The sequence below is a fragment of the Streptomyces sp. NPDC059917 genome (assembly GCF_042730635.1).
Lineage (GTDB): Bacteria > Actinomycetota > Actinomycetes > Streptomycetales > Streptomycetaceae > Streptomyces.
In genome coordinates this window covers 62131-85978 of the sequence record NZ_JBHWLC010000034.1, presented here as the reverse complement: position 1 = coordinate 85978, position 23848 = coordinate 62131, and the positions used below count along the sequence as shown (strand labels likewise).

Below are 23848 nucleotides of genomic sequence, written 5' to 3'. Positions count from 1 at the left end.
GCCCTTTCGTCGGGGGCGCGGGCCGTCGTCGTACCGGCGGGGGCTCAGACCCCGGCCAGCTCCTCGGCGGCGGCCGCGGCGGCCGGGTCCCGGGCCGGTTCGGCGCGGGCGGTCAGCGCCGCGTAGACCAGGCCGCCGGCCAGGCCGGAGAAGATGAAGGAACAGTCCACCCCGCCGGTCAGGGCGAGCAGCGGACCCTCGTAGAAGGGGGTGCTCACGGCGAGCAGCCCGACGCCCGCGCCGATCGCCCAGGACGCGGTGGCGGCGGGGTTCCAGCCGCCGCGGTACCAGTAGATCCCGCCCACCGCGCGGCGGTTGAAGACCTGGAGCGCGTCGGCGTCGTACCGGCCCCGGCACCGGAAGAAGCCGATCAGGGTGATCACGGCCCACGGGGTGCCGAGCGCGGTCAGCACCAGGACGAAGGACGTCATCGCGGACTGCACGTTCCACTCGAAGGAGCCGACGAAGACGAAGGCGGTGGCGACGGCGGCGGCGATCACGGTGGCCCGGGTGCGGGTGGCCCGGGGCACGATCGCGTCGAGGTCCAGGCCCATGGAGTACAGCATCAGCCCGGCGTTGCCGACCGAGCCGGCCGCGGCGGCGACGAGCAGCGGGACCAGGTACCAGAAGGGGGAGGCGGCCACGAGCGGCCCGGCGTAGTCGTCCGCGCCCGCCCCCGCGGCGAGCGCGGTGTAGGTGCCGAACAGCTGGGGGATCAGCAGCCCGATCAGCAGGCCGAAGCCGGTGGCCCAGAACACCTTGCGGGGGCTGTGCGCGCGGGGGGACACGTAGCGCGTGTAGTCGCCGAGCAGGGTGATGAAGGCGACCGGGCCGCTGAGCCCGGCGGCCACGGCGGCGAGCAGCCAGGTCGGCCAGAAGCCGCCCAGGAGGTAGGAGGCCTCCACCGGGGCGGTGGTGAAGTCGGGGGCGTAGGCGAAGACGCCGATCGCCAGCAGGACCACCATGGCGACGGAGAGGACCTTGCTCATGCGCAGCAGGAGCCGGTAGCCGAAGACGGCCCCCACGACGGTGCAGGCGGCGAGCACGCCGTACATCGCGGCCCGCGAGACGCCGGTGTTCGGCAGTCCGGTGAGCCGGGACAGGGCGCCCACCATCACGTCGCCGCCGATCCACAGCGTCAGGGCGGTGTAGCCGAGCGAGAGCAGCAGGCCCACGACCGAGCCGACGAGCCGCCCGCGGACGCCGAACTGCGCGCCGCTGGAGGTGGAGAGGTTGGTCGCGGTCCGCAGCGAGACCAGCGCCAGCGGCGCGGTGACGGCGATTCCGACGACGGTGCCGGTCACGATGGCGGTGACCGACGGCCACAGGCCCAGTCCGAAGGACGGGGGCAGCCAGCCGAAGACGATCACACCGAGGCACAGATTGGAGCCGAGGAGGATCGAGATCAGGTCACGTGGACCGCTCGTTCGCTCCTCCTCCGGAATGGTGTCGACTCCGCGCTGTTCGATGGGCATGGGGGGACTCCCTTGGCAGGGCGGGGGGCGGCAACGCATTGTTTGAGCGCCATTCAATGTGACCTAAGGCCAGGTCTCAGGTCAATGCTTCATTGCCGAGAAATGAAGAGTTAGAGTGATGCTCTAACCCATCGACGCACAAGGTGGTGGATCGTCGTGCGGCTGACCCCGACGGAACGTGACCGGCTGCTGCTCCGCGGCGCCGCGGAACTGGCCAGGGCCCGCCGGGCCCGCGGGCTCGAGCCCGACGTTCCCGAGGCCACGGCGCTCATCGCGGACACGGTCTGCGAGGCCGCGCGCGACGGCAATCGATTGGCACGGGCCATCGAGGAGGCCCGCTCCGTCCTCGGCCCCGACGACGTCCCGCCCGGCGTCAGCGACGTGGTCACCGAGGTGCACGTGGAGGCCGTCCTCTGATCCGCCCCGCACCACCCCTTTCGCCCCGTCCCGCAGCCCGGAAGGACCTTCCGCCATGAACGCCACGCCCGCCACGCCCGCCACCTCCGACCCGTCCGCCACGCCCGCCTCCGCCGGTTTCCGCATGCCCCCCGAGTGGGCCCCCCACGAGCGCACCTGGATGGCCTGGCCCAGCCCCAACCCGACCTTCACCGACGAGCACGAGCTGGCCGGGGCCCGCCGGGCCTGGGGCGCCGTGGCCCGCGCCGTGCGCGCCTTCGAACCGGTGACCCTGGTCGTCGCGCCCGGCGACGCCGACGGCGCCCGCGCGATCGTCGGCGACGACGTCGAGCTGGTGGAGCGCGAGCTGGACGACGCCTGGATGCGGGACATCGGCCCGACCTTCGTCACCAACGACGCGGGCGAGCTGGCGGCCGTGGACTGGACCTTCAACGGCTGGGGCGCCCAGGAGTGGGCCCGCTGGGAGCACGACTCGAAGATCGCCCGGTACGTCTCCGACCTCGCCGGCACCCGGACGTACAGCACCCCGCTCGTCAACGAGGGCGGCGCGATCCACGTCGACGGCGAGGGTACGGTCCTGCTCACCGACACCGTGCAGCTCGGCCAGGGCCGCAACCCCGACTGGACCCGGGAGCAGGTCGAGCGCGAGATCCACGCGCACCTGGGCACCACCAAGGCGATCTGGCTGCCCTACGGCCTCGCCGGCGACTACGGCACCTACGGCACCCAGGGCCACGTGGACATCGTCGCCGCCTTCGCCCGCCCCGGCGTGGTGCTGGTGCACACCCAGCCCGACCCCGCGCACCCCGACCACGAGCGCTGCAAGCTGATCGCGGCCCTGCTGCGCGGCCAGACCGACGCCCGCGGGCGCCGGCTGGAGGTCGTCGAGGTCCCCGCGCCGACCGTGCTGGAGGAGGACGGCGAGTGGGTGGACTACTCCTACATCAACCACTACCTGTGCAACGACGGCGTGGTGCTGTGCTCCTTCGACGACCCGCGCGACGAGGAGGCCGCCGAGATCTTCCGCGGACTGTTCCCCGAGCGGACCGTGCGGCTGGTTGACGCGCGTACGATTTTCGCCGGGGGTGGCGGTATCCACTGCATCACCCAGCAGCAGCCGAAGGTGTGACCCGCGGCGGACGGTAAGGAGTGGCCCATGGCGGCCCCGGTAGTACGCGCGCGGAAGAACGCGCCGCCGCGCGAGGACGTACTCGTCGCCGCCATGGCCATGATCGCCGAGTGCGGTCTGGAGGGCCTGACCATGGCCGGTCTGGGCCGCCAGGTCGGCATGAGCAGCGGCCACCTCCTCTACTACTTCCGCAGCAAGGACGAACTCCTCCTGCAGACCCTGGAGTGGAGCGAGGCCGCCCTCGGCGACGCGCGGCGCGGCCTGCTCTCGCGCCGCGGCCCGGCCCGCGAGCGGCTCCAGGCGTACGTCGACCTGTACGTGCCCGACGGCGCCCGCGACCCGCACTGGACCCTGTGGATGGAGGTCTGGAACCGCTCGCAGAACGCCGGACCCGAGGAACGCGACCGCCAGGCCGCCGTCGAGGGCGCCTGGCACCGCGACCTGGTGGCGCTGCTCGCCGAGGGCATCTCGCGCGGGGAGTTCCGACCGGTGGACGCCGACCGCTTCGGAGCCCGGCTGCGGGCGCTGCTGGACGGATTCAGCATCCAGCTGGCCGTGGGCCTGCCCGGGATCGGGCGCGAGGACATCCTGGCGCACGTCGGGGAGTTCCTCGACGAGGCGCTCCTCGCCGCCCCCCACCGGTCCACGGACGCCCGTTCGACCGGATCGTGAGACGGCCCGCTCGCGGGGCGGACCGTGTGGCAGACTGCGGACGTGCTTGCTCAGCCCATGATTATCGGCAGCAGCGCGCCGGTCCGCAGTGACCGCTGACACCGTGGAAGAACTTCGCGGCAGCGGCATCGTGCCCCAGACCCGCGCGCAGACCTCTCGCACCCGCGAGGGGTTTTTTCGTTTCCCGGCCCCATTCCTGCCGGGAGCGGACCGCGCGCGATGATGGGGGCAAGCGACGGCGGCCTTCCCTCGGGCGGGCGTCCGGAGCCACTCATCCGACAGGAGTCAGATCAGCATGACGACGACAGAGGCGACAGCGGCGAGCGCGGTCCTCGACGACGGCTTCCACGTCTTCGACACCACCCTGCGCGACGGCGCGCAGCGCGAGGGCATCAACCTCACCGTCGCGGACAAGCTGACGATCGCCCGGCACCTGGACGACTTCGGCGTGGGCTTCATCGAAGGCGGCTGGCCCGGCGCCAACCCGCGCGACACCGAGTTCTTCGCCCGCGCCCGCGGCGAGATCGACTTCAAGCACGCCCAGCTGGTCGCCTTCGGCGCGACCCGGCGCGCGGGCGGCTCGGCCGCCGAGGACCCGCAGGTCCGCGCGCTGCTGGAGTCCGGCGCCCCGGTCATCACGCTGGTGGCCAAGTCGCACGACCGGCACGTCGAGCTCGCCCTGCGCACCACCTTGGACGAGAACCTCGCCATGGTCCGCGACACCGTCTCCTACCTGCGCGAGCAGGGCCGGCGGGTGTTCGTCGACTGCGAGCACTTCTTCGACGGCTACCGCGCGAACGCCGCCTACGCCAAGGCGGTCGTGAGCGCCGCGCACGAGGCCGGCGCCGACGTGGTCATCCTCTGCGACACCAACGGCGGCATGCTGCCCGCCCAGGTGAGCGCCGTCGTCGCCACCGTCCTCGCCGACACCGGCGCGCGCCTGGGCATCCACGCCCAGGACGACACGGGCTGCGCGGTCGCCAACACGCTGGCCGCCGTCGACGCGGGCGCCACCCACGTGCAGTGCACGGCCAACGGCTACGGCGAGCGGGTCGGCAACGCCAACCTCTTCCCGGTGGTGGCCGCGCTGGAGATCAAGTACGGCCGCACCGTGCTCCCCGAGGGCGCGCTGGCCGAGATGACCCGGATCTCGCACGCCATCGCCGAGGTCGTCAACCTCACGCCCTCCACCCACCAGCCCTACGTCGGCGTCTCGGCCTTCGCGCACAAGGCGGGCCTGCACGCCTCGGCGATCAAGGTGGACCCGGACCTCTACCAGCACATCGACCCCGAGCGGGTCGGCAACACCATGCGGATGCTGGTCTCCGACATGGCCGGGCGCGCCTCGATCGAGCTCAAGGGCAAGGAGCTGGGCGTCGACCTCGGCGGGGACCGCGCGCTGGTCTCCCGGGTGGTGGAGCGGGTCAAGGAGCGCGAGCTGGCCGGCTACACCTTCGAGGCCGCCGACGCCTCCTTCGAGCTGCTGCTGCGGGCCGAGGTCGAGGGCCGGGCGCGCAAGTACTTCCGTACGGAGTCCTGGCGCGCGATCGTCGAGGACCGCCCCGACGGCACGCACGCCAACGAGGCCACGGTGAAGCTGTGGGCCAAGGGCGAGCGGATCGTCGCCACCGCCGAGGGCAACGGCCCGGTCAACGCACTCGACCGGGCCCTGCGGGTGGCGCTGGAGCGCTTCTACCCCCAGCTCGCCAAGTTCGAGCTGATCGACTACAAGGTCCGCATCCTGGAGGGCAAGCACGGCACGGACTCCACGACCCGGGTGCTGATCTCCACCACCGACGGCCACCGCGAGTGGTCCACGGTGGGCGTGGGCACGAACGTGATCGCGGCGTCCTGGCAGGCACTGGAGGACGCCTTCACCTACGGCCTGTTGCACGCGGGCGTGGAGCCCGCGGAGTAGGTCCGGCGCAGGGGCGACCGGGGGTCCGCGGACGGGCCCCCGGGGGGCTTATGTCCTACTCACACAGGAAACGACCGGTTCCGGTACCGTCGTGACCATGAGGACCAGGCTGATATCCGCACTTTCCGGTCTGCTGCTGGCCCTGTCCGCGACCGCCCTCGTGGTCGCGCCGCAGGCCGCCGCGGCCACCGGACCCGCAGCCGTGGCGGAGGCCCTCAAGAAGGGCCCGGTCTACGTCGACCCCCGCGCCGAGGCGCAGCTCCCCAAGGACCGGGCGGACGCCCTGGCGAAGAAGATCAAGGATGCGGGCAAGCCCGTGTTCGTCGCGGTGCTGCCCGCCACCGCCGAGTTCCCGGCCGCCAGCGTGCTGCGCACGGTCCGTACCGAGACCGGCGTCACCGGGCTCTACGCGATCCGGCTCGGCGACGGCTTCAACGCCGCGGCCGACCGCACGGTGATGTCGGCCAACTCGGTCCGCAACCTCACCGACGCCGTCAAGGCGGGCGGTCCCGTCGACGCGGCCACCCAGCTCGACAACTTCGTCGACCAGGCCCTGTCCCAGACCAAGGGCCGCGCCCCGGCCTCCTGGGGCGGCGGCTCGGACGACGGCGGCGGCTCCGGCGCGCTGATCGGCCTGGGCGCGGTGGCGCTCGTGGGCGGCGGTGGCGCGTACGCGCTGGTGCGCCGGGGCCGCAAGAAGAAGGAAGAGGCGGAGCGCGAGGCCGTCCGCAAGCTCTCCGTGGTCGTCGACGAGGACATCACGGCCTTCGGCGAGGAGCTGGACCGGCTGGACTTCCACCCCGGTGAGCCCGGGGCCGACGACGCCATGCGCAAGGACTACGAGCAGGGCCTCGACTCGTACGAGAAGGCCAAGCAGATCATGGCCTCGGTGCGGCACCCCGAAGAGGTGCGGGGCGTGACCCAGGCGCTGGAGGACGGCCGCTACGCGCTGGCCTCGCTGGACGCGCGCCGTCAGGGCAAGCCCGTGCCCGAGCGTCGGGCGCCCTGCTTCTTCGACCCGCGCCACGGGCCCAGCACCGAGGACGCCGACTGGGCCCCGGTGGGCGGGGCGCCCCGGACCGTCCCGGTCTGCGCGGCGGACGCCGTCCGGCTGCGCGACGGCCAGGACCCGGCGGTCCGCACGGTCGACACGGAGCACGGTCCGCGTCCCTACTACGACGCGGGCCCGGCGTACGGTCCCTGGGCCGGCGGATACTTCGGCGGCGGCATGCTGCCCGGCCTGCTCATGGGCACGATGCTCGGCTCGATGATGATGTCGGGTCCCGCCTACGCCTCCGACATGGGCGGCGGCGGCTTCGACGGCGGGGACGTCTCCGGCGCCGACTTCAACCCCTCCGACTTCGGCGGGGGCGACTTCGGCGGGGGCGGCGGCTTCGACGGCGGCGGCGGCTTCGGCGGCGGGGACTTCTAGGGCGTTCTCACTCCGTGGGGGGACGGGCCGACCGGCCCGTCCCCCCACGCGCGTCCCCCCGCCGCATCAGCCCTGCTTGATCGCGGAGATGTCGAAGGTCAGCTTGACCTTGTCGCTCACCATCACGCCACCGGCCTCCAGGGCGGCGTTCCAGGTCAGGCCCCAGTCGGAGCGCAGGATCTCGGCGGAGCCCTCGAAGCCCACGCGCTCGTTGCCGTAGACGTCCTTGGCGGATCCGCCGAACTCCAGGTCGATGGAGAGCGGCCGGGTGACGTCCTTGATCGTCAGCTCACCGGTGATGCGGTAGGTGTCGCCGGACAGCGGGGCCGCCGCGGTGGAGCGGAAGGTCATCAGGGGGAAGGCCTCGGCGTCGAAGAAGTCTCCGGAGCGCAGGTGGCCGTCGCGGTCGGCGATCCCGGTGTCGACCGAGGCGATCCGCACGTCGATGGAGGCCGTGGAGCGCGCGGGGTCGGCGCCGTCCAGGTGCAGGGTGCCCTCGTGGTCGGCGAAGGTGCCGCGGACGTTGGTCACCATGGCGTGGCGGACGGTGAAGCCGATGCGGCTGTGGGCGGCGTCGATGACGTAGTCACCGGTGAGCGCGGCCAGTGCCGGGTCCACGTCCAGCGTGGCGACCGCGCCGGACGCGTTCGCGGCGGTGGCGGGGGTGGTGTTCTGGCTGCGGCGGGTGAAGATTCCCATGACTCACTCCTCGGTTCTGGCGCCCGGTGGGAACGCTTCTCGTTGAGGCCCTGTTGTTTAAGCTTCAACGACATTGACGTTAGACCCATTCCGTTCAAATTTCAACATCTCCGCATCGCGTCGCGCCGCTTTGTGGTGTCCCCACAAAGGACGAAGGTCCCAACTGGTGGAGTCCTCGCATGACGCGAGCCATCTGTCCGGGCCGGACAGCGGATCGGGCCGGAGACTGTGCGGAACCAACGGAGGGTTTTCGGCGGTCCGCTTCGTAAGGTCGGTACATGACCGTTGTGGACCAGACTTCGAGCGAGCCCACGGACGCACGTGGCCGGGTGGCCGAGCTGCACGACCTGCGGGAGCAGGCGCGGCGCGGACCCAGTGACCGTGCGACCGAGGCGCAGCATGCCAAGGGCAAGCTGACGGCGCGGGAGCGGATCGCGCTCCTGCTCGACGAAGGGTCCTTCAAGGAGGTCGAGCAGCTGCGTCGCCACCGTGCGACGGGCTTCGGCCTGGAGGCGAAGAAGCCCTACACCGACGGTGTGATCACGGGCTGGGGCACGGTCGAGGGCCGGACGGTCTTCGTCTACGCCCACGACTTCCGCATCTTCGGCGGCGCGCTGGGCGAGGCCCACGCCACGAAGATCCACAAGATCATGGACATGGCGATCGCCGCGGGTGCTCCGCTGGTGTCGCTGAACGACGGTGCGGGCGCCCGTATCCAGGAGGGCGTCTCGGCGCTCGCCGGTTACGGCGGCATCTTCCAGCGCAACACCCGGGCCTCGGGCGTGATCCCGCAGATCTCGGTCATGCTGGGCCCCTGCGCGGGCGGCGCGGCGTACTCGCCGGCGCTGACCGACTTCGTCTTCATGGTCCGCGACACCTCGCAGATGTTCATCACCGGCCCGGACGTGGTCCGCGCGGTGACCGGCGAGGAGATCTCGCAGAACGGTCTGGGCGGCGCCGACGTGCACGCGGAGACCTCGGGCGTCGCGCACTTCGCGTACGACGACGAGGAGACCTGCATCGCCGAGGTCCGCTACCTGATCTCGATGCTGCCCTCGAACAACCGGGAGAACCCGCCGGTCCACGAGAGCACGGACCCGGCCGACCGCCGCTCCGACGTGCTGCTGGACCTGGTGCCGGCGGACGGCAACCGTCCGTACGACATGCTCAAGGTCATCGAGGAGCTCGTCGACGAGGGCGACGTCCTGGAGATCCACGAGCGCTGGGCCCGCAACATCATCTGCGCGCTGGCACGGATGGACGGCCAGGTCGTCGGCATCGTCGCCAACCAGCCCGGCCACCTCGCCGGCGTGCTGGACATCCACGCGTCGGAGAAGGCCGCACGGTTCGTGCAGCTGTGCGACGCCTTCAACATCCCGATCATCACGCTGCTGGACGTGCCCGGCTTCCTGCCGGGCGTGGACCAGGAGCACGGCGGGATCATCCGGCACGGCGCGAAGCTGCTCTACGCCTACTGCAACGCGACGGTGCCGCGGATCTCGCTCATCCTGCGCAAGGCGTACGGCGGTGCCTACATCGTGATGGACTCCCAGTCCATCGGTGCGGACATCACCTACGCCTGGCCGACCAACGAGATCGCCGTGATGGGCGCCGAGGGCGCCGCCAACGTGATCTTCCGCAAGCAGATCGCGGACGCCGAGGACCCCGAGGCGATGCGCGCGCGGATGGTCAAGGAGTACAAGTCCGAGCTGATGCACCCGTACTACGCGGCCGAACGCGGTCTCGTCGACGACGTCATCGACCCCGCCGAGACCCGCGAGACCCTCGTGGCCGCGCTCTCGATGCTCCGCAACAAGCACGCCGACCTGCCGTCGCGCAAGCACGGCAACCCGCCGCAGTAAGAAGTGAAGGAGACCTGCCACCCATGAGCATCAGCACCGACACCCTGCTGCGCGTCGAAAAGGGCCACGCCGAGCCCGAGGAGCTGGCCGCGATCACCGCGATCCTGCTCGCCCGCGCCGCCGCCACCTCCGAGGCCGGTCCGGTCCGCACCACCGGCTCCACCGCCGGATGGCGCCGCCTGGAGCGCACCCCGGGCTTCCGCGCCCCGCACAGCTGGCAGGGCTAGGCACCGGCCGCGCACCCCGCGGCCCGCACCGCGCACCATACGAAAGGCCCCCCGCACTCTCGCGAGTGCGGGGGGCCTTTCGCCGTCCTGCGGTGGCTACCGCAGGCGGGCCATCAGCGCGTGCTCGACGAGAGTGATCAGGGCACTCTTGGCGTCGCCGCGGTGGCGGGCGTCGGTGGTGATGATCGGTGCGTCGGGTCCGATCTGCAGGGCCTCGCGCACCTCTTCGGGGGTGTACGGCTGGTGCCCGTCGAAACCGTTCAGGGCGATCACGAAGGGGAGGCCGCTGTTCTCGAAGTAGTCGACGGCGGGGAAGCAGTCGGCGAGGCGGCGGGTGTCCACGAGGACGACGGCGCCGATGGCGCCGCGCACGAGGTCGTCCCACATGAACCAGAAGCGGTCCTGTCCGGGGGTGCCGAACAGGTACAGGATCAGGTCCTGGTCCAGGGTGATGCGGCCGAAGTCCATGGCGACCGTGGTGGTCGTCTTGTCCCCGGTGTGGGTGAGATCGTCGATCCCCGCGGAAGCGGACGTCATCACGGCTTCGGTGCGCAGCGGGTTGATCTCGGAGACGGCGCCCACGAACGTGGTCTTGCCCACGCCGAAGCCACCCGCCACCACGATCTTCGCGGAGGTGGTGGAGCGAGTCGCTCCGCCGCCGCCGCTAGAGCTTGCGAAGTCCACTGAGCACCCTTTCGAGCAGTGTCACGTCTGGCTGACCGCCGGCGGATTCGTCCCCGCCGGGCTGATGGATGGCGACAAGGCCCGCCTCCGCCAGGTCGGCGACGAGGATTCGGGCGACGCCGAGGGGAATGGAGAGCAGGGCCGAGATCTCGGCGACCGACTTGATCTCGATGCAGAGTCGGCAGATGCGCTGGTGCTCGGGCAACTGCCCTTGCAGGCGCGAGGGATCGGCCGTGGTGCTGACCAGTGCCTCGATGGCGAGCTGGTAGCGGGGCCGGGTCCGGCCGCCGGTCATGGCGTACGGACGCACCAGCGGGTTGTGCGCCTTGGGGGCCGGCGGCTGCGAAGGCCGCTGCGGCTGCTGGTGCTGCTGGTGCTGCGGGGGCGTGTACGGCTGCTGCCGCTGCGGAGCCTGCGAGGGCTGTCCGTAGGGCTGCTGCGGGTAGGGCTGGTGCTCCGGCGCGGGCCGGCTGGGAGCGGAAGGGAAGTTGAAGCGGTTCTGGTCGTGCCCACCCTGCGGCTGCTGCGCGCCGCCATAAGGATGTCCTCCGTGGGGTGTTGTCACGTTTCCTCCTCCGACTCCAAGAACGCAGTACTCCCTGTGGAACCGCGCCACCGCACCCTATGGTGCGATGGCGCGAAACGCACTGCCTGTCTGCTAGTTGAGAAGACTGCCCTGCAGCTCCGCACGCAGGTCCGGAGTGAGGACGCTGCCCGCGCGATCCACGAGCAGGGCCATCTCGTAGCCCACCAGACCGATGTCGCACTCGGGGTGCGCGAGCACCGCGAGGGAGGATCCGTCGGACACCGACATGAGGAAGAGGAACCCGCGGTCCATCTCCACCACTGTCTGGTTGACGGCGCCGCCTTCGAAGATGCGGGAGGCACCCGCGGTCAGCGAGGTCAGTCCGGAGGCCACGGCCGCCAGCTGGTCGGCGCGGTCCCGGGGGAAGCCTTCCGACATGGCCAGAAGGAGGCCGTCGGCGGAGACCACCACCGTGTGGGACACCCCCGGGGTGTTGTCCACGAAGTTCGTGATCAACCAGTTCAGGTTCTGTGCCGCCTGGCTCATCGGGCTCACACTAACGCTCCTGGTCATAGCTGTTACTTGACTGCTCCGAACCCGCGGTGCGTCCCTGTTGGACACCGCGGCGCAGGTTGCTCAACCTGCCGCGGACGTCCTCCGGGGCGCGGGAGACCTGTGGGCCGCCCTGCGGAGTCGATTCCGCCGCGCCCTCGACCAGGTTGGCCTTGGGCACCCGCCGAGGGAGACCGGACGGGGTGACCCCGCCCGCCTTCGGCTCACGGAGCTTTCCGGCCTGCTGCCAACGCTCGTCATTGCGCGAGCGCCAGGAGTCGGGGCCTTGTGCTTCCTCCGGGGCCGTCTCCGTTTCGGCGGACTGCTGCTGTCGCTGCTGCCGCCCCTCGAAGAGGGATCCGGTGGACTCCGTTTCCTTCTGTGCCGGCTGCCACTGCTGCTGGCTGCCGCGACGCGGCAGGCCCGCTCCGGTCAGTGCGTGACCGGTGTCGGCAGCGGTGTCCGGACGGTCGAAGCCTACGCGCTCCGGGGCGGGTTCGGCACCGGCCGGTGATTCCGATTCGGTCCCGTAATCCTGCTGGTAGGCGGCCGGATAGGTGTTCTGTTCCGGCCACTCCGCCTGGTGGGGCTGGGCGTCGTAGCCACCGGCGTAGGGCTGTTCACCCTGCTGGTTGTCCTGGTACCCGTCTTCCGGATAGGCGTAACCGTCCTGCTGGTACGGCGCGTAGCCGGCCTGCTGGGGGTAGCCGTCGGGGGTGCCCTGGGCGTCGTAGGCGGCGCTCTCGTAGCTCTGCTCGGGCTGCTGCTCGTACCCCTGGTACTGCTGGTAGCCGTGTTCCGGCTGGGGTTCCGCATACTCCTGCTGCGCGGGCTGCGCCTGCGGTTGCTGCTGCGGGAAGCCGACCTGGGCCTCCAGCGCGGCCCGGCGCTCGTCGCGGCCCAGCGAGCGGCCGACCGCGTCCAGCTCGCGCGGGGCGCCGTCCGGGCCGCCCTCGGGGGCCGGGCGGCGGTCGTACTGCGAGTCGTCGAAGCCGAGCTCGGCGGCCGTGCGCAGCGGTGCGCTCTGCTGGAGCTGGTGCTGCTCCGGGATCATCTGCGAGACGGTGAAGTCGTCGTCGGGTATGCCCTCGCCACCACCACCATGGGTGATCGCGTCCGGGAGCATGACCAGCGAGGTCGTACCGGCCTGCTCGCCCGAGGGGCGCAGCTGGACCCGGATGCCGTGCCGGTCCGACAGCCGCCCGACCACGAAGAGGCCCATGCGCTGCGAGATCGCGGCGTCCACGGTCGGCGGGTTGGCCAGCTTGTGGTTGATGTCCGCGAAGTCCTCGGCGGTGAGGCCGATGCCCTTGTCGTGGATCTCGACCATGACGCGGCCGTCGGGCAGGCGGGTCGCGTTGACGCGGACCTTGGTCTGCGGGGAGGAGAAGGTGGTGGCGTTCTCCAGCAGCTCGGCGAGCAGGTGCACGAGGTCGGTCACGGCCTGGCCGTGGATCTCGGCCTCGGAGACGCCCGACAGCTCGATGCGCTCGTACTGCTCCACCTCGGAGGAGGCGGCGCGCAGGACGTCGACCAGCGGGACCGGCTGGTCCCAGCGGCGGCCCGGTTCCTCACCCGCGAGGATGAGGAGGTTCTCGCCGTTGCGGCGCATACGGGTGGCCAGGTGGTCCAGCCGGAAGAGGTTCTCCAGCTGGTCCGGGTCGGCCTCGTTGTTCTCCAGGTCGGTGATGAGGGTCAGCTGGCCCTCGATCAGCGACTGGTTGCGCATGGAGAGGTTCGTGAAGATCGCGTTGACGTTGCCCCGCAGCAGGGCCTGCTCGGCGGCGAGCCGGACGGCCTCGCGGTGGACCTGGTCGAAGGCGCGGGCGACCTCGCCGATCTCGTCCTGGGAGTCGATCGGGATCGGCACGACGCGGGTGTCGACCTTGCCGGGGTCGGTGCGCGAGAGCTGGTCGACGAGCATCGGCAGGCGCTGCTCGGCGACGTCGAAGGCCGCGCTGCGCAGGCGGCGCATCGAGCGGCCCATCTGGCGGGCCATCATGCCCGCCAGGATGAAGGCGGCCAGCAGGGCCACGACCACGATGGCGCCGTTGGTGATGGCGGCGTTGCGGGCGTCGTCGGAGATGACGATGGTGTCGCTGACGGCCTTGTCGAGCAGGTCCTTCTCGACCTCGGCGTAGCCGTCGAACTTGGCGGTGGAGGCGGCCTGCCAGGCCAGCGGGGTGGTACCGCCCGCGGCCAGCTTGGTGTTCTTGTCGCCGCTGGCTATTGCCTCGGTCATGCCCGTCAGGGCGGAGCCGTTGACGAGCGGCGGGGCCTTGAAGGGCGTGCCGGACTGCTGGGCCTGGTTCTGGGCCTCGGCGAGCTTGTTGGCGCCCGCCGTGGACCGCTTGCCCATGACCTCCTTGAGCTTCTCCGTGTCCTCCTCGGTACCGGCGGAGACGTACTCGCCGATCGCGATGTCCTCGAGGTAGGCGTAGGAGGAGAAGGCGACCAGCTGGGCCTTGCGGATCTCCTCGCTCTCGTTCGGGCGGACCAGGAGGTGGGTGCCGACCGAGCGCTGGAGCGAGTTCGCGGCCTTGGCCAGCTCGATCGCGTAGACCATGCGGCCGTAGCTCGTGATGTTTCCGGTGCCCAGACCCAGTTCGTTGGAGAACGACATGAGGTTGTGCTGCACCAGGACGTAGCCCTCTTCGGTCGGGATGGGCCCGGCCGACTTGGGGAGGTCCTTCTTCGCGGTCTCCGGAGCGGAGTACGCGGTCTTGCGGATGGCGTCGAGCTTGGGCTCCTCCTCCTGGAAGAGCTGGAGGCGGCGTTCGAGGCTCTGCTTCTTCGGCATGCCCTTGACGGCGTCGGCGAACTTCGCCTTGGCCGCGTCGGTCGCCGCGTACGCCTTGGTGACCACCTCGCTGCCGCGCTCCCCCTTGAGGAGGGGCTCGGCGGTGAGGTCGCGCTCGTTGAGCAGCGCTTGGCCGTATTCGGCCGCTGCCTGGACGATGCGGGCCGTCTTCTCGGCGTCCTTGGCCTCGTTCCAGGTGTCGACCGAACCCTTCACCTGGAAGCCGCCCATGACCAGTCCGACGAGGACCGGGACGAGCAGGATGGCGTTCAGCTTGGTGGGCACGCGCCAGTTGCGGGGCGCGAACCTGCTGGTGCTGCCACCGCCGACGGGCGCGTCCACGGGCACGTCGAAGGACGCCCCCGCACGCGGCGGCGGGGTGAAGTTGCCGCGCGCGGGTTCCTCCGCGGGGCTCGAATTGCTTCGCCTCACTCGACCAACAACCTCTCGGCGGTGCTACTAGCTAGTTCATTGATTCCAGCACGGTTAACGGCCGTGTTCCAAACAGTTGAATCCGGCCATACCTAGGGCCTTATGCCCCGCATAAACCGGACATAAAGAGCAACGGGCGGGAAAAATGGGGGCAGTTGTGAGCGGAGTGGAACCAACCGAACGCAGCGCGTGTCCGCAGGGGGGCAATTCTCTGTCGAAACGTTATGAAAAGAAAGGGCGGGCCGTGTCGCAAGACACAGCCCGCCCTGAACCCGCGGAGGGGACGCGCGTGCTACTTGAGGCGCGCCATCAGCGCGTGCTCGACCAGCGTGATCAGCGCGCTCTTGGCGTCCGCGCGGTGGCGGGCGTCGGTGGTGATGATCGGTGCGTCGGGTCCGATCTGCAGGGCCTCGCGCACCTCTTCGGGGGTGTACGGCTGGTGCCCCTCGAAGCCGTTGAGCGCGACGACGAAGGGGAGGCCGCTGTTCTCGAAGTAGTCGACCGCGGGGAAGCAGTCGGCGAGACGGCGGGTGTCCACCAGCACGATCGCGCCGATGGCGCCGCGCACGAGGTCGTCCCACATGAACCAGAAGCGGTCCTGTCCAGGGGTGCCGAACAGGTACAGGATCAGGTCCTGGTCCAGGGTGATGCGGCCGAAGTCCATGGCGACCGTGGTGGTCGTCTTGTCCCCGGTGTGGGTCAGGTCGTCGATGCCCGCGCTCGCGCTGGTCATCACGGCCTCGGTGCGCAGCGGGTTGATCTCGGAGACGGCGCCCACGAACGTGGTCTTGCCCACGCCGAAGCCACCCGCCACCACGATCTTCGCGGAGGTGGTGGAGCGGGTCGCTCCGCCACCGCTAGAGCTTGCGAAGTCCACTGAGCACCCTTTCGAGCAGCGTTACATCCGGCGTTCCGCCGGCCTCTCCATTGCCCGGCTGGTGGATGGCCACCATGCCGGCCTCCGCCAGGTCGGCGACGAGGATCCGGGCGACGCCCAGCGGCATCGACAGCAGCGCGGACACTTCCGCGACCGACTTGACCTCGCGGCACAGCGTGCAGATGCGCTGGTGCTCGGGAAGCAGGCCCGAGAGGTGCATCGGATCGGCGGTGGTGCTGACCAGTGCCTCGATGGCGAGCTGGTAGCGGGGCCGGGTCCGGCCGCCGGTCATCGCGTAAGGGCGGACCAGCGGCTGATCGCCTTCCGAGTACGACGGGTCGCCGTATGAATCGGAATAGGCGGGGGGCGGGGTCATGAATCCTCCGGGCTGGACAGCAGTGGTCAACGTGCCGTCCGACGGGGCCGGTGGGGGGACGGGATGACGGCCAAACGGCGGTACTGGGTTCCGGGGCGGGGGCCCCGGTCCCCCGGCCGGCAGTACCCGCCGGCCGGGAGATGTGGATGTCAGATGAGGAGGCTGCCCTGCAGCTCCGCGCGCAGGTCCGGGGTGAGGACGCTGCCCGCGCGGTCCACGAGCAGGGCCATCTCGTAGCCCACGAGGCCGATGTCGCACTCGGGGTGCGCGAGCACGGCCAGCGAGGATCCGTCGGACACGGACATGAGGAAGAGGAATCCCCGGTCCATCTCCACCACGGTCTGGTTGACGGCGCCGCCCTCGAAGATGCGGGAGGCGCCGGCGGTCAGCGAGGTCAGCCCGGAGGCCACCGCGGCGAGCTGGTCCGCGCGGTCCCGGGGGAAGCCCTCGGACATGGCCAGAAGGAGGCCGTCGGCGGAGACCACCACGGTGTGGGACACCCCGGGGGTGTTGTCCACGAAGTTCGTGATCAACCAGTTCAGGTTCTGTGCCGCCTGGCTCATCGAACTCAACTATCGCTCCTGCTGGTAAGTGGGGTCGATGTGGTAACTGCCGGTCGCCGGACCGGTGGTGCCGGCCTGACGGCCCTGCTGGATACCGCGCCGGAGATTGGTGAGCCGGCCGCGGACGTCGTCAGGGGCGCGCGAGACCTGCGGACCCGCCTGGGCCTCGGCCTGCTGCTGCGCGGTACCCGCCACGAGGTTGGCGCGGGGCACCCGACGGGGCAGGCCCGAGGTGGTGATCCCGCCCGCGGCGGGCTGGCGCACGCGCTCGGCCTGCCGCATCAGCTCGTCGTTGGGGGAGGAGCGCCAGCTGACCGTGGGCGAGCCGGGCGCCGCGGACTGCTCGCCCGCACGCTCCTGGCCGCGCTGCGGCAGCGGCTGCTGCGGGGAAGCGGGGACCGGGGTGGGGCCGGTCGCCATCCCCTGCTGCGGCTGCTGGGGTACGGCCGGCACCGGACCGGAGGGCTCGCCCTCCTGGCGGAACCAGTTCGACTCCAGGTTGTCGAAGAGCGGCGTCCGCGCCTCGCCCAGCGGCTGGGCCGGGGGCAGTGCCTCCGGCTGGCGGGACGGCAGGCGCGGGGCCTCGCCGCGGGATCCCGGTACGGGCCCCCCGAGCGGCTGCTGCGACTGCGGGGCCTGGTACTGCTGCGGGGCCTGGGGCGCCTGCTGGGCGCCCTGGTCGCCGTAGCCGGTGACACCGGGACCGCCGGTCCGCGGGGCCGCGAAGTCGGGGCGGGCGAACTGGCCGGTGGACGCGGGGTCCTGGGCGGCGGGGAACTCCGGACGGGCGAACTGGCCCGTCGTGGAGGGGTCCTGGGGCCCGCGTATGTCGGCCCGCTCGAACTGGCCCGTCCCGGACTGCGGGAAGTCGGGCCGCGCGAACTGGCCGGTGGTGGACGGGTCCTGGGTGCCCGGGAAGGCCGGACGGGGGAACTGGCCCGTACCGGAGGGGTCCTGGGCGCCCGGGAAGTCGGGGCGCGCGAACTGGCCGGTGGACGCGGGGTCCTGGGCGGCGGGGAACTCCGGACGGGCGAACTGGCCCGTCGTGGAGGCGTTGGCGGAACCGGGCATCGGGGCGTTGTAGTCCGGGCGGGCGAACTCGGCCGTGGAGCCGGGGCCCTGGACCTCGTCGTGCCCGCGCGGCACATCCGGGCCACCACGGCGGCCCGGGTCGGCGCCCCAGCTGGTGCTCGGCGGGAGCCCGGCGGAGGCGGCGGTGCCGGCGCCCGGGAGCTCCGGACGCGGCGCGCCACCGCGCGGCGGCAGCTGCGGCCGCACCCGCGGGGTCACCGGTCCGCCCTGACCCGGCGCCTGGGGCTGCGGACGCTCGAAGCCGTTGCCGCCCTGCGGCGCGCCGGACGGGGTCACCGGTCCGAAGGGGTCGTTCTGCGGGAAGGCGGCGGTGCCGGACTGCGTGGCACCGGCCGGAGCCGCGCCCGGACGGGCCTGGGGCCCGCCGGCCGGACCGCGACCGGCCGCCGGAGCACCGGCGCCGAAGGCGTTCGGGCCCTGCGGTGCCTGACCGCGGCCGCCCTGCTGGCCCTGCTGTCCCTGGGGACGCTGCTGGCCGGAGTTCTCGCGACCGGGCAGCGCGGCGCGCTGACCGCCGCCCGCGACCTGACCGCGCTGCGGGGCCGCGCCCACCGGGGGACGGGCGCCCGTACCGGAGACCGCACCCTGCTGACCGGCCGCACCGGGGATGCCCGGGCCGCCCTGGCCCGGCATCGGAGCGGGCTTCTTGCCGCCCTGGGCCACATCGACCGGGAGCATGACGAGTGCCGTCGTACCGCCGGAGTCGGAGGGACGCAGCTGGATCCGGATGCCGTGTCGCAGGGACAGGCGGCCGACCACGAACAGACCCATGCGGCGCGAGACCGAGACGTCCACGGTCGGCGGCGAGGCGAGCCGCTCGTTGATCGCGGCGAGGTCCTCGGGGGAGAGGCCGATGCCGGTGTCGTGGATCTCGACCAGCACGCGCCCGTCGGGCAGCGCGTGACCGGTCACCTTGACCTTGGTCTGCGGGGAGGAGAACGAGGTGGCGTTCTCCAGCAGCTCGGCGAGCAGGTGCACGAGGTCGTTGACGACGCGGCCGGCGACGTCGGTGCCGGGCACCGACGAGAGTTCGATGCGCTCGTACTGCTCCACCTCGGACGCCGCGGCGCGGAGCACGTCGACGAGCGGGACGGGGCGGGTCCACCGGCGGCCGGGCTCCTCGCCCGCGAGGACGAGGAGGTTTTCGCCGTTACGGCGCATGCGGGTCGCGAGGTGGTCGAGCTTGAAGAGCGAGGACAGCTGGTCCGGGTCGGCCTCGCGCGACTCCAGCTCGGAGATGAGCGAGAGCTGGCGCTGGATGAGGCCCTGCGAACGGCGCGAGAGGTTGGTGAACATCGCGTTGACGTTGCCCCGGAGGAGGGCCTGCTCGGCGGCGAGGCGGACGGCCTCGCGGTGCACGTCGTCGAAGGCCGCGGCCACCTGGCCGATCTCGTCGCGCGAGTGCACGCCGACCGACTCCACCGAGGTGTCGACGTCCTGCGGGTCGGTCTCCGAGAGCTGCTTGACCAGCTCGGGCAGGCGTTCCTGGGCGACCCGGGTCGCGGTGTCCTGCAGGCGGCGCAGCGAGCGGATCATGGAGCGGGCCATGACGAAGGCGCCGACGAGGGAGACGCCGAGCACCAGGAGGATCAGCGCACCGTTGATGATGGCGTCCTGCTGCGACTCGGTCTTGAGCTCGCGGGCCTTCTGCTCCATGTCGTCGAGCAGGGTCAGCTCGATGACCTTCATGGCCGCGAGCTTGGTGTCGTCGGCGTCGTACCAGTCCATCCAGGACCGGTTCTTCTCCTTGCCGAACTGGCCCTCGGTGGTCAGCACGCGGCGGGCGTAGTGGTCGGCGGTGCCGATCTCGCTGTTGCCGTCGCCGAGCGACTGGAGGAGTTCCTCGGGCTTGCCCTGGTAGACGAGTTCGAAGGTCTTCTTGGCCTGGCTCTCGCCGCGCTGGGCGGCCAGGGCGTAGAGACGGTCGTTCTCGCTGAGCTTGCCGGGCTTGTCACCGGTCTCGGGCAGCGCGGCGGCGATGACCGCGCGCTGGATCGAGGCGTACTCCTTGGCGGAGGAGAAGGCGGCCAGGGCGCGCGTGCGCTTGATCATCTCCGGGCTGGAGGTGGCCTGGGCCATGTCCTGGGAGAGCGAGAGCAGCGAGACGATGAGGCCGTTGTACTCGGACACCGTCTGCTGGGCGCTGTTCTGGTACGCCTTCTTGCGGATGTCCTCGATGCCGGCGAGCTGACGGCCGATCTGCAGGACGTTGTTGCGGATCGACTTGAGGGTGTCGTCCTTGTCCTCGGCGCTGTCGATCTTGTCGGTGGCGCTGGCGAAGGCGGTCGCCGCGGCGTCCGTCTGGTCGCGCACACCGGCGACGAGGCTGTTGGCCGGGGCCGGGGCCCCGCCCGCGTTGGCGGCCGCGGCGGCCTTGGCCACCGACAGCGGACCCGCGGACTTGTCGCGCTCCTCCTGGAGCGCGGCGGCCAGGTTGGTGGCCTGCCGGGTCATCGTCGTCAGCAGCTGCATGTGGTCCAGCTGCGCGATGTCGTTCATGGAGTCGTTGATGCGGAAGCCACCGAGCGTGGTGGCGGCAACGACGGGCAGGGTCAGCAGCGACACCAGTCGCGTGCTGATGCGCCAGTTCTGCAGGGCGAGCCGGGAGCCGGGCCCACTGGGGGCCTTCGGTATCGCCTGGTCCCGCTCGGCGGACTCCTCCAGGGCGGTCTTGCCGCTCGCCTTGGCCTTCGTCTTCGCCTTCGAGCCCTTGCCCCGGCCCTTCGCCTTCACGGCGGGGGGCGTGTCGGGGCCACCCGTGCCACCGGCAGCCGGCCCGCGGTTCTGGGCGTGCTGGGGCGAGGAGCCACGGTCGGTCCCGCTGCGCGGCTCCTGCTCCGCCGCAGCGCTGCCATCCCTCTTGAAACGTCCCTGCACTAGCTCGCAACCTCTGGACCAGGCGTCCCGCCGGGAGACCGGTGGGACGGTGTCGAGTCGTGGGGCACTGACGGCCCCATGGTGGTCGTCGGTGACCGGCGCGTGTCCCTCTCCTTGCCACCGCGCTCGGCGCTTGGTCGCGCCGCTTGCGCACCGGCTGATTCCCGCGGCGGTCCCGCGAATTCCAGCACAGTGCCGGATCTCCAACAAGGTGCGAGCGTTCCATCGGAGAGTCGGTGACGGCTTGTGACAGAGGTACTACCGGATGTGGGGTCTCTTTCGGGGTGAACCGGACTTTCCCTGTGCAATCGCTATGATCCACAAGGTGTCCCAGTCGCCATGATCGGGAGCGGAATGGCGCATTCAGTGGCGCAATGTCCGTTTCTGACACTTGAATTGACTGACCGTATTGACCGGAATGCCCGGTCGTAGGTGAGCAAACTCACACAGCCATGGCCATTACTTCCCGGTTCCTCGGGGGATTCAGATGTTTAGCCTGGCCCTTTACAGGGATGGCACGCCCGACAACCGGCGCCCACGAGGTGCGTCCGGCCCACACACCGACCAAGGGTTCCGACACTCCGATGAGCACGCAGAAGACGACGATGATGTTCCGCAACATAGCCAACCCGCGCCGCACCACCCTCGCGCACCTCAAGGACGCCGAGGAGCTGCAGGCGGTTGAGACGCCGGAGCACTCGGTCGACCTGCCCACCCAGACCGCGAACCCGCGCCGCACCGTCCTCATGGACGCCCCGGTGGCCCCCGCCGCGCAGTAACCCCGCGCCGCGCACCGAACCCCCGCACCGCGCGGGAATCGAGCGAAGTGCCCCGGTCCGCCGCGTTAGCCTGGAGTCCGCAGACTCCGGCCCACTCGGGCCACCCAGTGGACGGACAGAGGGGCAGACGCAACACGTGCGCATCGCCAGGTTCTCGATCGACGGAAATGTCGCCTTCGGCGCGGTCGAGGGCGACGCAGCCCCCGGCGCCGAGGGCGGGCTCGTCCTCGACATCATCAAGGGCATCCCGTACGGGGACTTCGAGCTGTCGGGCACGAAGGTCCCGCTCGACCCGTCCTCCCGGGACCGGGTCCGGCTGCTCCCGCCCGTCCTGCCGAGCAAGATCGTGGCCATCGGCCGCAACTACGCCGAGCACGCCGCGGAGCTGGGCAACGAGGTGCCCGACGCCCCGATCACCTTCTTCAAGCCCTCCACTTCGGTGGTGGGCCCCGGTGACCCGATCGCGTACCCCTCCTTCTCCTCGGACGTCCACCACGAGGCCGAGCTGGCCGTGGTGATCGGCCGCATGTGCCGCGACGTCCCGCGCGAGCGCGTCAAGGACGTCATCCTCGGCTACACCTGCGCCAACGACCTCACCGCGCGCGACGTCCAGCAGCGCGAGAAGCAGTGGGCCCGGGCCAAGGGGTTCGACGGAGCCTGCCCCCTCGGTCCCTGGATCGAGACCGACCTCGACCCGAGCGACCTGGCCATCCAGTGCACCGTCAACGGCGAACAGCGCCAGCTCGGCCGCACCAGCGACATGGTCCGCTCCATCGAGGACCTGATCGTGCACATCACCGAGGCCATGACGCTGCTCCCGGGCGACGTCATCCTCACGGGGACCCCGGCCGGAGTCGGCCCCCTCAACGTCGGCGACGAGGTCGCCGTCACCATCGAAGGCATCGGCACTCTCACCAACAAGGTGATCAAGCGTGGTTAACGGACCTGTCCGCGTACGTTTCTGTCCCTCCCCGACCGGTAACCCCCACGTGGGCCTGGTCCGGACGGCCCTCTTCAACTGGGCGTTCGCCCGCCACCACGGCGGTACGTTCGTCTTCCGCATCGAGGACACCGACGCGGCCCGCGACTCCGAGGAGTCGTACGACCAGCTCCTGGACTCGCTGCGCTGGCTCGGCTTCACCTGGGACGAGGGCCCCGAGGTGGGCGGCCCGCACGCCCCGTACCGCCAGTCCGAGCGCATGGACATCTACGCGGACGTCGCGGAGAAGCTCAAGGACGGCGGCTACGCCTACGCGTGCTACTGCACCACGGAGGAGCTGGACGCGCGCCGCGACGCCGCCCGCGCCGCCGGCAAGCCCTCCGGCTACGACGGCCACTGCCGCGACCTGAGCGCCGAGCAGGTGGCGGCGTACCAGGCCGAGGGCCGCGCCTCGATCGTCCGCTTCCGGATGCCCGACGAGACCATCACCTTCACGGACCTGGTCCGCGGCGAGATCTCGGTCACCCCCGAGAACGTGCCGGACTTCGGCATCGTCCGGGCCAACGGCGCTCCGCTGTACACGCTGGTCAACCCGGTCGACGACGCGCTGATGGAGATCACGCACGTGCTGCGCGGCGAGGACCTGCTGTCCTCCACCCCGCGCCAGATCGCCCTCTACGGCGCCCTGATCGAGCTCGGCATCGCGAAGGCGGTCCCGGCCTTCGGGCACCTGCCGTACGTGATGGGCGAGGGCAACAAGAAGCTCTCCAAGCGCGACCCGGAGTCCTCGCTCAACCTGTACCGCGAGCGCGGCTTCCTCCCCGAGGGCCTGCTGAACTACCTCTCGCTGCTCGGCTGGTCCTTCTCCAAGGACCAGGACGTCTTCTCGATCGAGGAGATGGTGGCGAAGTTCGACATCCCGGACGTCAACGCCAACCCGGCGCGCTTCGACCTGAAGAAGGCCGAGTCGATCAACGGCGACCACATCCGCATGCTGGACGTGAAGGCCTTCGCCGAGGCCTGCACCCCCTGGCTGCGCGCCCCGCACGCCCCGTGGGCCCCCGAGGCCTTCGACCAGGCGGCCTGGGAGGCCATCGCCCCCCACGCGCAGACCCGCATGGCGGTCCTGTCGGAGATCACGGCCAACGTCGACTTCCTCTTCCTCGACGAGCCGGTCTTCGACCAGCCCTCGTGGGACAAGGCGATGAAGGGCGAGCCGGCGGCCCTGCTGACCACGGCGCGCGCCAACCTGGAGTCGGCGCACTGGAGCGACCCCGAGTCGCTCAAGCAGGCCGTCCTGAGCGCGGGCGAGGCCCACGGCCTCAAGCTCGGCAAGGCGCAGGCCCCGGTCCGCGTCGCGGTCACCGGGCGCACCGTCGGTCTCCCGCTCTTCGAGTCCCTGGAGATCCTGGGCAAGGACAAGTCTCTGTCCCGCATCGACGCGGCGCTGGCGAAGCTGTCCGCGTAGCACCACCTCGCGTTCCCCCGGGGGCGGCAGCCGCAAAGGCTGCCGCCCCCG

At 71.1% G+C, this 23848-nt stretch carries 19 protein-coding genes and 1 pseudogene; 10 read left to right on the top strand and 10 right to left on the bottom strand.

Annotated elements, in window-relative coordinates; all coding sequences use genetic code 11:
- Nucleotides 1-44 precede the first annotated feature (44 nt).
- Nucleotides 45-1475 carry a cytosine permease gene (locus ACFWAR_RS20950; protein WP_385779216.1) on the bottom strand — a complete coding sequence of 477 codons (1431 nt, stop codon included), beginning with the start codon at nt 1473-1475 and terminating at the stop codon, nt 45-47.
- A 156-nt stretch (nt 1476-1631) separates the two neighbouring features.
- Between ACFWAR_RS20950 and ACFWAR_RS20945 the strand changes: the two are divergent.
- From ACFWAR_RS20945 to ACFWAR_RS20925, 5 genes and pseudogenes are all read left to right on the top strand, one after another.
- Nucleotides 1632-1886 (top strand): annotated as a pseudogene (locus tag ACFWAR_RS20945) (urease subunit gamma); the annotation flags it as partial.
- Between the two features lie 130 nt (nt 1887-2016).
- On the top strand, nt 2017-3021 hold the full coding sequence (locus tag ACFWAR_RS20940; RefSeq protein ID WP_385779228.1) for an agmatine/peptidylarginine deiminase: 1005 nt from the start codon (nt 2017-2019) through the stop codon (nt 3019-3021).
- A gap of 27 nt (nt 3022-3048) precedes the next feature.
- Nucleotides 3049-3693, top strand: coding sequence for a TetR/AcrR family transcriptional regulator (locus tag ACFWAR_RS20935; RefSeq protein ID WP_385779214.1), 645 nt, complete (start codon nt 3049-3051; stop codon nt 3691-3693).
- Between the two features lie 295 nt (nt 3694-3988).
- Entirely contained in the window at nt 3989-5611 is a 1623-nt protein-coding gene (cimA, locus tag ACFWAR_RS20930) for a citramalate synthase (RefSeq protein ID WP_385779212.1), read from the top strand.
- A 97-nt stretch (nt 5612-5708) separates the two neighbouring features.
- Nucleotides 5709-7043: a hypothetical protein gene (locus ACFWAR_RS20925; protein WP_385779210.1), complete on the top strand. Its 1335-nt coding sequence runs from the start codon at nt 5709-5711 to the stop codon at nt 7041-7043.
- A gap of 66 nt (nt 7044-7109) precedes the next feature.
- On the opposite strand, the gene ACFWAR_RS20920 is transcribed toward ACFWAR_RS20925, so the two are convergent.
- Nucleotides 7110-7742: a YceI family protein gene (locus ACFWAR_RS20920; protein WP_385779208.1), complete on the bottom strand. Its 633-nt coding sequence runs from the start codon at nt 7740-7742 to the stop codon at nt 7110-7112.
- A gap of 278 nt (nt 7743-8020) precedes the next feature.
- Between ACFWAR_RS20920 and ACFWAR_RS20915 the strand changes: the two genes are divergently transcribed.
- Together ACFWAR_RS20915 and ACFWAR_RS20910 are read left to right on the top strand one after the other, a co-directional pair.
- The gene (locus ACFWAR_RS20915; protein WP_385779206.1) at nt 8021-9604 is read left to right on the top strand and encodes an acyl-CoA carboxylase subunit beta; all 1584 of its coding nucleotides are present in this window, start codon (nt 8021-8023) and stop codon (nt 9602-9604) included.
- A gap of 23 nt (nt 9605-9627) precedes the next feature.
- Entirely contained in the window at nt 9628-9831 is a 204-nt protein-coding gene (locus ACFWAR_RS20910; protein WP_354380047.1) for an acyl-CoA carboxylase subunit epsilon, read from the top strand.
- A gap of 96 nt (nt 9832-9927) precedes the next feature.
- On the opposite strand, the gene ACFWAR_RS20905 is transcribed toward ACFWAR_RS20910, so the two are convergent.
- From ACFWAR_RS20905 to ACFWAR_RS20870, 8 genes are all read right to left on the bottom strand, one after another.
- Nucleotides 9928-10515: an ATP/GTP-binding protein gene (locus tag ACFWAR_RS20905; protein WP_351048370.1), complete on the bottom strand. Its 588-nt coding sequence runs from the start codon at nt 10513-10515 to the stop codon at nt 9928-9930.
- Nucleotides 10496-11080, bottom strand: a complete 585-nt coding sequence (locus ACFWAR_RS20900) for a DUF742 domain-containing protein (protein ID WP_385779204.1) — start codon at nt 11078-11080, stop codon at nt 10496-10498. Before ACFWAR_RS20900 ends, ACFWAR_RS20905 begins: the two co-directional genes overlap by 20 nt.
- A 93-nt stretch (nt 11081-11173) precedes the next feature.
- Complete coding sequence (locus ACFWAR_RS20895; RefSeq protein WP_319722215.1) at nt 11174-11587, bottom strand: roadblock/LC7 domain-containing protein; 414 nt, start codon at nt 11585-11587, stop codon at nt 11174-11176.
- 10 nt (nt 11588-11597) lie between these two features.
- On the bottom strand, nt 11598-14825 hold the full coding sequence (locus ACFWAR_RS20890; protein WP_385779202.1) for a nitrate- and nitrite sensing domain-containing protein: 3228 nt from the start codon (nt 14823-14825) through the stop codon (nt 11598-11600).
- A gap of 292 nt (nt 14826-15117) precedes the next feature.
- The gene (locus ACFWAR_RS20885; RefSeq protein ID WP_354380050.1) at nt 15118-15702 is read right to left on the bottom strand and encodes an ATP/GTP-binding protein; all 585 of its coding nucleotides are present in this window, start codon (nt 15700-15702) and stop codon (nt 15118-15120) included.
- Complete coding sequence (locus ACFWAR_RS20880) at nt 15683-16078, bottom strand: DUF742 domain-containing protein (RefSeq protein WP_385779199.1); 396 nt, start codon at nt 16076-16078, stop codon at nt 15683-15685. The genes ACFWAR_RS20885 and ACFWAR_RS20880 overlap by 20 nt, the downstream gene beginning before the upstream one ends.
- A 149-nt stretch (nt 16079-16227) precedes the next feature.
- Nucleotides 16228-16641 carry a roadblock/LC7 domain-containing protein gene (locus ACFWAR_RS20875; protein WP_008739864.1) on the bottom strand — a complete coding sequence of 138 codons (414 nt, stop codon included), beginning with the start codon at nt 16639-16641 and terminating at the stop codon, nt 16228-16230.
- Between the two features lie 9 nt (nt 16642-16650).
- Entirely contained in the window at nt 16651-20610 is a 3960-nt protein-coding gene (locus tag ACFWAR_RS20870) for a nitrate- and nitrite sensing domain-containing protein (RefSeq protein WP_385779197.1), read from the bottom strand.
- Between the two features lie 584 nt (nt 20611-21194).
- On the opposite strand from ACFWAR_RS20870, the gene ACFWAR_RS20865 reads away from it, so the two are divergent.
- The 3 genes from ACFWAR_RS20865 to gltX all read left to right on the top strand — a co-directional run bounded on the left by ACFWAR_RS20865 (nt 21195) and on the right by gltX (nt 23797).
- Nucleotides 21195-21389, top strand: a complete 195-nt coding sequence (locus ACFWAR_RS20865) for a hypothetical protein (protein WP_385779195.1) — start codon at nt 21195-21197, stop codon at nt 21387-21389.
- Nucleotides 21390-21525: 136 nt separating this feature from the next.
- Nucleotides 21526-22329: a fumarylacetoacetate hydrolase family protein gene (locus ACFWAR_RS20860; protein ID WP_385779193.1), complete on the top strand. Its 804-nt coding sequence runs from the start codon at nt 21526-21528 to the stop codon at nt 22327-22329.
- Nucleotides 22322-23797: a glutamate--tRNA ligase gene (gltX, locus tag ACFWAR_RS20855; RefSeq protein ID WP_385779191.1), complete on the top strand. Its 1476-nt coding sequence runs from the start codon at nt 22322-22324 to the stop codon at nt 23795-23797. The genes ACFWAR_RS20860 and gltX overlap by 8 nt, the downstream gene beginning before the upstream one ends.
- Nucleotides 23798-23848 lie beyond the last annotated feature (51 nt).